At 70.7% G+C, this 8,550-nt stretch carries 7 protein-coding genes; 2 read left to right on the forward strand and 5 right to left on the reverse strand.

Annotated elements, in window-relative coordinates; translation table 11 throughout:
• Positions 1-16: 16 nt before the first annotated feature.
• The 5 genes from EEJ42_RS28545 to EEJ42_RS28565 all read right to left on the reverse strand — a co-directional run bounded on the left by EEJ42_RS28545 (position 17) and on the right by EEJ42_RS28565 (position 5,600).
• On the reverse strand, positions 17-931 hold the full coding sequence (locus EEJ42_RS28545; protein WP_123104369.1) for a carbohydrate ABC transporter permease: 915 nt from the start codon (positions 929-931) through the stop codon (positions 17-19).
• Positions 931-1,815, reverse strand: a complete 885-nt coding sequence (locus EEJ42_RS28550) for a carbohydrate ABC transporter permease (RefSeq protein ID WP_123104371.1) — start codon at positions 1,813-1,815, stop codon at positions 931-933. Before EEJ42_RS28550 ends, EEJ42_RS28545 begins: the two co-directional genes overlap by 1 nt.
• A gap of 8 nt (positions 1,816-1,823) precedes the next feature.
• Entirely contained in the window at positions 1,824-3,164 is a 1,341-nt protein-coding gene (locus EEJ42_RS28555) for an ABC transporter substrate-binding protein (protein ID WP_123104373.1), read from the reverse strand.
• Positions 3,165-3,380: 216 nt separating this feature from the next.
• The gene (locus EEJ42_RS28560; RefSeq protein ID WP_123104375.1) at positions 3,381-4,469 is read right to left on the reverse strand and encodes a LacI family DNA-binding transcriptional regulator; all 1,089 of its coding nucleotides are present in this window, start codon (positions 4,467-4,469) and stop codon (positions 3,381-3,383) included.
• A gap of 117 nt (positions 4,470-4,586) precedes the next feature.
• The gene (locus EEJ42_RS28565) at positions 4,587-5,600 is read right to left on the reverse strand and encodes a hydroxyacid dehydrogenase (RefSeq protein WP_184503314.1); all 1,014 of its coding nucleotides are present in this window, start codon (positions 5,598-5,600) and stop codon (positions 4,587-4,589) included.
• A gap of 216 nt (positions 5,601-5,816) precedes the next feature.
• Between EEJ42_RS28565 and EEJ42_RS28570 the strand changes: the two genes are divergently transcribed.
• Together EEJ42_RS28570 and EEJ42_RS28575 are read left to right on the forward strand one after the other, a co-directional pair.
• On the forward strand, positions 5,817-7,343 hold the full coding sequence (locus tag EEJ42_RS28570; RefSeq protein ID WP_123104379.1) for a glycosyl hydrolase family 28 protein: 1,527 nt from the start codon (positions 5,817-5,819) through the stop codon (positions 7,341-7,343).
• On the forward strand, positions 7,340-8,550 hold a 1,211-nt coding region (locus EEJ42_RS28575; RefSeq protein WP_184503315.1), incomplete at its 3' end, for an alginate lyase family protein. The genes EEJ42_RS28570 and EEJ42_RS28575, both read left to right, overlap by 4 nt.

Genomic DNA, 8,550 nt, shown 5'->3' on the forward strand with positions numbered 1-8,550 from the left:
GTGGGCAGCGACGTGCCTACTTGAGGGCGCCCAGGGTGACGCCGGTGCGCCAGTAGCGGCGCATCGCGGTCATCATGACGGCCAGCGGCACGATCGACAGCAGTGCGCCGGTCAGGACGAGGCTGGTCAGGTCGATGCCGGACTCCAGCCGTTTGCCGGTCCAGTTGTACAGGCCGAGGTTCAGGGTCCAGTTCTCCTCGCCGCGCAGCACGGTCAGCGGCAGGAAGAACGCGTTCCAGGTGTTGACGAAGGCGAGCAGGAACACGGTGGCACCGCCCGTGGCCATCATCCGCAGCACGACGCTGAAGAAGATCCGCAGCTCCCCGGCACCGTCCAGGCGGGCCGCCTCCAGGAGTTCGAAGGGGACGGTGGACTCGGTGTACACCTTGGCCAGGTACACGCTGAACGGGTTGATCAGACACGGGATGAGCATGGCCCAGGGGGTGTCGACCAGCCCGATGGACGAGAACACCAGGTACAGCGGGAGGGTGAGCAGGGCGATCGGGATCAGGAACGAGCCCACGACGCATGCGAACACCACGCCGCGCCCGGGGAAGTCGAAGCGGGCGAGGCCGTATCCGGTGGCGAGGGCGATGAGGGTGCCGCCCAGCGACCCCACTCCGGCGTACAGGAACGAGTTGGCGGTCCAGCGCAGAAAGATGCCGTGGTCGTAGGTGACGAGCTGGTGGAGGTTGTCCCACAGGTGCATGCCGGAGAACCACAGGCCGTTCGTCTGGTACAGCCCGGTGCGGTCCTTGGTGGCGGCGACGATCAGCCACCACACCGGGAAGAGGCTGTACGCACCGGCCAGGATCAGGCCGAGCAGCAGGAAGCGCTGGCCGCCCCGCCCGCGCGCGGCCGGGTCGGGGCGGGCGAGGCGCCGTACGGTGTGCGCCTCGGGCCGTTCGGTGGCGGATTCCGTCATCACCATCAGTCGGTCTCCTTCGAGGTCAGCCGGTAGAAGAGGAAGGAGGCCACGCCGAGGACGAGGGCGAGCAGCACCGACAGGGCGGCGGCGTAGTGGTAGTTGCCCGCGTTGAACGCCTGGTTGTAGACGATCATGATCGGGGTGAAGCTGTCGCTGACCGTCTGCGGGGTGACGTTCCGGAACAGCGCGGGCTCGTTGAAGATCTGGAGCATCTGGATGATGGAGAGCATCCCCGTCAGCACCAGCGCCCCGCGCACCTGCGGGACCTTGATGCTCAGCGCGATGCGCGCCTCGGAGGCGCCGTCCAGCCGCGCGGCCTCGAACAGCTCGCGGGGCACCGCCTGGAGCGCCGCGTAGATGATCACCATGTTGTAGCCGATGCCGTGCCAGGTCAGCAGGTTGCCGATGGACGGCCAGACCATCGAGGGCGCGAAGAAGTTCCAGGAGCCCCCGAAGAGCCCGCCGAGTGAGGTCAGCGGCCCGACGTCGGGGCTGTAGAGGTTGATCCACACGATGGCGGCCACCACCCCGGGGATCATGTACGGGATCAGCAGCAGCATCCGGAACCGGGCGGCCGCCCGCGCGGTGAGCGCGTCCAGGCAGAGGGCGAGCAGCAGGCTGAGGGCGAGCATGACCGGGATCTGGACGCAGGCGAACAGGACCACCCGCAGGACGGAGGTCATGAACGCGGGATCGGTCAGGCCGTGCCGGTAGTGGTCCAGTCCGGCGAACGTCACCGTGGCGCCGCCGAGTCCGAGGCCGGACCGCTGCTCCCGGAACAGGGACTGGTGGACCGCGTAGCCGATCGGGATGAGGTAGAGGAAGACGAAGCCGAGCTGGAAGGGCAGCGTGAAGGCGGCCCCCTTCCAGCGCTGGGAGCGGATCATGCGGGCCCTCAGTTCTTGACGCTGATGCCACGGGACTTCAGGTCTGCCACCGTCCACTTCTGCATATGGGCCAGCAGATCGGTGACCTTCTGCTGCTTGTTGAGGACCTTGGCCCAGCCGGTCTGGAGTTCGGTGAACATCGCGGTCCAGTTCGGACCGAAGGTCCAGTCGGTGGTGACGGTGTCCAGGCTGTCGGTGACCACCTTCTTGCCCGGTCGGTAGTTCTTCCCGAGCAGCTTGGGGGAGAGCGACTTCTCGGCGTACGACGCGGCGTCCGCGAGCGCGGGCATGACGCCGTTGCCCGTCTCCGGGCTGGCCATGGTGGACACGGGGCCGCGGTCGGTGGACATCCACAGCGCCGCGGCGGCGGCCTGCTTCGGATGCTCGCACTGATCGGTCACCAGGGTGAGCCCGCCGCTCTGATTGGTCCCGGCCGGGGTCCTGGCGGGCTCGCCGGTGAACGCGGGCCAGGGGGACAGCGCCCAACGGCCGTTGGACTTGGTGAAGTTCTGGACCATGCCCGCCATCTGCCAGGTGGAGATCTGCCGGGTGGCGGTGCGGCCGTTGTCGTAGTGGCGCTGGACCGCCGCGTAGTCGGCGAAGGAGAGCGAGGAGTTCAGACCGTTGTCGATGATCTGCTGGATCACCTTCGCCGCCTTGAGGGTGCCGGAGTCCTGGAAGTTCACCCGCCAGGCGTTGCCGTCGATGGCGTACCAGTGCGCCCCTGCCTGCATCGCGAGGACTTCGAGCGTGCTCGGGTCCTCACCCGCGTAGTTGGTGATGCGGATGCCGTGCTTCTTCAGCACCTTGCCTGCGGCGATGAAGTCGTCCCAGGTCGCGGGCGGTTTCAGGCCGTACTTCCGGAAGATGTCGGTGCGGAGGATGGTGAACGCGGGCGCGGAGCCGGTGGGAACGCCGTAGACCTTGCCCTGCACCCCGGCGCCCGCCCACGCACCGGCGTTGAACCTGTCCTTCGCCGATCCGACGTACGGGGTGATGTCGGCGAGCACCCCCTGGGAGACCAGGGTGGTCACGTACTCGGCGGTGTTCTGCACCAGGCAGGGGGCGTTGCCCGCCTTGACGGCGTTGGTCAGCTGCTTCTGCATCGCCAGCTGATCGGTGACCTTGGCGTACTTCAGCTTGATGTCCCGGTGGCTCGCGTTGAACGCCTTGACGACGGCGCCGTGGCCGTTGGCCCATCCCCAGAAGGTGAGGGTGACCGGGCCGGAGTCCCCGGAGGCCCCGGGGTCCCCGGAGCCGGATCCGCCGCAGGCGGAGAGCAGACCTGTCAGCGCGAGCCCCGCTACGGCGGCGCGGGCGAACCTTCTCCGGGGCAGGGTGAAGTCCATCTGACCGTGATCCTTTGGATGTTGGCGTTCTCGGAACGCGAGGACGGCGGCTCGGTGGTGGCCGGGAACGGCGGGCGGAGGCCGAAGGAGGGAAAGCGGTAGTAACCGGTTGCTGTGGACGGTAGGCCGGTTGATGCGCGCTCGACAAGAGGCGGGACGCGATGAGTTGCGGAAAACGTTTACGGCGGTGGTGCGCCGCGTGGCGCGTCGCGGCGGTCAGGAACGGCGGGCCGGCGGCTGGACGGAGTTCCGTACGACGACATGGGTGCCCAGCACCAGATGGGCACCGTCGCCGCCCCCACGGCGGCCCGCGCCGCCCTCGCGCCGGTCGGCCACCGCGCGCAGCGCGGCCCGGCCCATCTCCTCGTACGGCACATGAACGGTCGTCAGCTGCGGGGTGAGCTGGGAGGCCAGCGGGATGTCGTCGTAGCCGACGATGGAGATGTCCTCGGGGACCCTGAGCCCGGCGCCGCGCAGGGCCTGCATGGCGCCCGCGGCGACCACGTCGGTCCCCGCCAGCACCGCCGTGAAGTCCAGCTCGCGGCGCAGGCTCTCCTCGACCGCGTCGTAGCCGTGGCCGTAGTCGTAGGGGCCGTGGAGCACCATGCCCGGGTCGAACGGGACGCCGTACGCCTCGAAGGCCCGCCGGGCGCCCCGCAACCGGCCCTGGGCCGTGGTGAGTTCGGCGTGGCCCGGCAGGACGAGGACCCGGCGGTGCCCGGCGGACAGCAGGTGGCTGGCCATGGCGTAGGCGCCGCCCTCGTTGTCGTAGTCGACCGTGGTGGCCGCCACGTCGCCCTCCAGCGGCGGCCTGCCGACCAGGACGAGGTGTGATCCGGCCGCGTCGAGGGAGCGTGCGAACCGGGCCATCCTCAGCTGGTATTCGTCGAAGTCGTACGCGCCGCCGAGCAGGACCACCGCGGCGACGCCCTGCTGGCGCATGAGGTTCACCAGCGCGAGTTCCCGCTCCGGGTCGTCGCCGGTGGTGCCCACCAGCGAGAGCCAGCCGCGCAGCGAGGCCGCGCCCTCGACTCCCTTGGCCACGTGGGCGAAGGCGGCGCCGGTGATGTTGTTGATGAGGATGGCCACGGTGGGTGTGCCGCCCCCGGCCAGCGAGCGGGCGTGGGCGTTGGTGACGTAGTCCAGGTCCCGTACGACCTTCATCACCCGGCGGCGCAGCTCGTCCGACACCGGATAGTTGCCGGACAGGACGCGCGAGACGCTGGCGACGGAGACGCCCGCGCGCTCCGCCACGTCGCGAATGGTGGCCCGTCCGGCGCCACCCGACGCCTTGCGCTCGCTCACCGTTGCGGCTCCTTCACCGTAGCGACGTCCCCATCGGACGGGCCGGGCCCCGCCCTGCGCCGGTGCGGAAACCGTATCCCATCGTTACTCCCCGGGGGCGGGCCGCCGGGGCGGGCCTCAGGCGACGCGGGCCAGGTCCGCATGGAGCACCTCGTGGGCCAACGGCAGCCCCGCCGCCACGCGTTCGAGCTCCTCGGCGACGACGCGGCCGAGGCGGGCCAGCTCGTTGCCGAGCGAGCCCGCGATGTGCGGGGTGAGGAACACGTTGGGGAGCGTGTACAGCGGGGATCCGGCGGGCAGCGGTTCGGGGTCGGTGACGTCCAGCACCGCGCTCAGACGGCCCGCGACCAGCTCGTCGGTGAGGGCCCGGGTGTCGACCAGCGCGCCCCGGGAGGTGTTGATCAGGACGCCGCCGTCCCTGATGAGGGCGAGTCTCGCGCGGTCCAGCATGCGGTGGGTCTCGGGGATGTCGGGGGCGTGCAGGCTCACGATGTCGCTGCGGCGCAGCAGCTCCTCCAGCGGCAGCCGCTCGGCGCCGAGCGCGGCGGCCTCGGCGGCGTCCACGTAGGGGTCGTACAGCGAGACGGAGAAGTCGAACGGCCGCAGCAGTTCCAGGAGTCGGCGGCCCACCCGGGAGGCGCCGATGACGCCCACCCGGCGGCCGAGGTTGCCGATGGCGGCGGTCTCGGCGGGGGTCGGGTGGGCGTGGGTGTCCCGGAAGCGTTCACGGTGGGCGAGGGCGTCCTTGCCCGCGAGCAGGATCATGGCGAGGGTGTATTCCGCGACCGGCAGCGCGTTGCCGGTGACCGCGCTGGACACGGTGATGCCGCCGTCCCACAGGGCGTCGCCGATCAGGGAGCGCACGGAGCCCGCGGCGTGCAGGACGGTGCGCAGCTTCGGCGCCGCGGCGAGGGCGTCGGCGTCGAGGCGGGGGCAGCCCCAGCCGGTGACCAGCACCTCGGCCCGGGCCAGCGCGGGGGCGGCGGCGGGGTCGGTGGGGTCCCGTACGACGAGCGCGGTGTCGATCTCGGCCACCTGCCGGAGCCGGTCCATGAGCGGCGGCGGGAAGAGCAGCGGGAGGTGCACCGGGTCCATGGCGAACACGGCTCTCGGCGGCTGGGCACTGGGCATGACTCTCCTGAGGCGCCGGGGAAACGATTTCAGAAAACGCCTTCTAACGTAGATCTGACGGGGAGGCGGGTCAATCGGCAGGCCGTACGCCACCGGGGCGACCGATCCTTTCGAAAGTGCACGCAGGCCCTTGACTCCGTTTCCGGACCGGGCGGAAGCTCTGGCCACGTGGCCGCAGTAACCGTTTTCCGTTTTCCACTGCGCAGGGAGTCAGCCATGAACCCACCCTTGTCCCGTCGCGCCACCCTTCAGGCGGCAGGTGCCACCGTGCTCGCCGCGGGCCTGACCGGCGCCACCGCCACTGCCGCCACCGCCGCCCGGGCCGGTGAGACCGGTGGCGCGGCACGGCTCGTCACCTATCCGGTGCCGGAGGGAGCCCCGGTGAAGACCGACAGCTTCACCGTCAAGGTCCGTACCCCCGGCGGCAGATGGCGCAGGCTCGGCACCTATCTGGCCACCCTGAACCTCGTCGACACCACCACCGGCAGCGGTCGGCAGCAGAACTCGACGCTCGCGTACTTCGACTTCTCGGGCGGCGTCGAGATCGAGGTGACCTGCCTCAAGGGCGGTGTCGAGACGGTGCGGATCCGGCCCGACTCGTACGGCATCACTCCCGAGGTGCGCGGAAACACGGCCCGGTTCCGGCTCACCGAGCCGCGCAACCTCATCGTCCAGGCCGACGACCGGATCTTCGACTGTCTGCATCTGCTCGCCCGCCCCCTGGAGACGGACCGCCCCGCCGCGGACGATCCGGACGTCATCCACTTCGGCCCCGGAGTGCACACCACCCCATCAGGCACCCTGGCCGTGCCGTCGGGCAAGACCGTCCACCTCGACGGCGGTGCCGTCCTGAAGGCCCGGGTGATCTTCAAGGACGTCGAGAACGCGGGGCTCACCGGACGCGGTGTCATCCACGCGGCGCCCGGCGGCGGCGCCACCGTCGAGGGGTCGAAGCACATCACCGTCGGCGCCGTGACGATGCTCAACCCGGGCGGATACGCCGTCACCATCGGCGAGTCCGAGCACATCACCCTCAGCGGGATGGCCGCCTTCAGTTCCAAGGGCAACGGCGACGGCATCGACGTCTTCTCCAGCTCCGACGTCACGATCGACGGTGTCTTCATGCGCAACGCCGACGACTGCGTGGCCATCTACGCCCACCGCTGGGACTACTACGGCGACACCCGGAACATCACCGTCAAGAACTCCACCCTGTGGGCCGACGTGGCGCACCCCATCAACGTGGGCACGCACGGCAACTCCGACGCGCCCGAGGTGCTGGAGAACCTGACCTTCAGCAACCTCGACATCTGTGACCACCGCGAACCCCAGACCGGCTACCAGGGCTGTATCGCCCTCAATGCGGGCGACAGCAACCTCATCAGGAACGTGCGCATCGACGGCGTCCGGGTCGAGGACTTCCGGCAGGGCCAGCTCATCCACCTGCGGGTCATGTACAACACGAAGTACAACACCTCGGTCGGCCGCGGCATCGAGGACGTGTACGTCAAGGACCTCAGCTACCGCGGCACCCACGGCAGCCCGTGTCTGCTGCTCGGCTACGACGCCGAGCACGCCATCAGACACGTGACCTTCGAGAACCTCGTGGTGGGCGGCACGGTCATCGCCGACAGCATGCGGAAGCCGACCTGGTACGCGGCCGCGGACTTCGTCCCCATGCACGTGAACGAGCATGTGACGAACCTCAGGTTCCTCACCGCCGCCGAGGCCGCCGCGTCATGACGGCCCCCGCACCGAACCGCCGGGGCTTCCTCGGCGGCGCCGCGGCCCTGCTGCTCGCGCCGGGGGCGACCGCCCTGACCGTGCCCGGGGTGGCGCGGGCCGCCGAGAACCGCGGCGGGAGCCGGACCTTCACCCACCCCGGGCTGCTGCACGGCGCCGCCGACCTGGCGCGGATGAAGGCCGCGGTCGCCGCCGGGGAATCCCCGGTCCACGACGGCTTCTCGGCGCTCGCCGCGAGCCCCCGCTCCTCGTCCGCGTACACCGTGCGCAACACCGGCCAGATCACCTCCTGGGGCCGCGGTCCGGCCCGGTTCATGAACGAGGCCGTCGCCGACTCCGCCGCCGCCTACCAGAACGCGCTGATGTGGTGTGTCACCGGCGACCGCGCCCACGCCGACAAGGCCCGCGACATCCTGGACGCCTGGTCGGCTTCACTCACCGCCATCACGGGAACGGACGGCCCGCTCGGCGCCGGGCTCCAGGCGTTCCTGTTCGTCAACGCGGCCGAGCTGCTGCGGCACACCGGCTACGACGGCTGGGACACGGCGGCCGTCGCGCGCTGCGAGGAGTCCTTCCTGCGCGTCTGGTATCCGGCGGTGTCCGGCTACATGCTCTACGCCAACGGCAACTGGGACCTCACGGCGGTCCAGACCGTCCTGGCCATCGGGGTGTTCTGCGAGGAGCCGACGCTCTTCGAGGACGCGCTGCGGTACGCGGCGGCCGGCGCGGGCAACGGCAGTGTCCGGCACCGCGTCGTCACCGCCGCGGGCCAGGGCCAGGAGAGCGGCCGTGACCAGGGCCATGAGCAGCTCGCGGTAGGCCTGCTCGGCGACGCCGCCCAGGTGGCCTGGAACCAGGGCGTCGACCTGTGGGGCTTCGACGGCAACCGCATCCTGGCGAACGTCGAGTACGCCGCCCGCTACAACCTCGGCGACGCCGTGCCCTTCTCCCCCGACCTGGACCGCACCGGCAAGTACCTCAAGACGGCGGTGTCGGAGAAGGCGCGCGGGACCCTGCCACCGATCTACGAGCGGGCGTACGCGCACTACGCGGGCGTGCGCGGCCTCGCCACCCCGCACACCCAGCGCGCGGTCTTCCGCGGCCCCGGCGGCGCCCGCGCCGTCGAGGGCGGCAACGACGACCTGCCGGGCTGGGGCACGCTCACCCACGCCGGGGCGACTGCGTCCCCCGCCGCGCCGACGGCGCC

The organism is Streptomyces botrytidirepellens (assembly GCF_003721215.1).
GTDB lineage: Bacteria > Actinomycetota > Actinomycetes > Streptomycetales > Streptomycetaceae > Streptomyces > Streptomyces himastatinicus.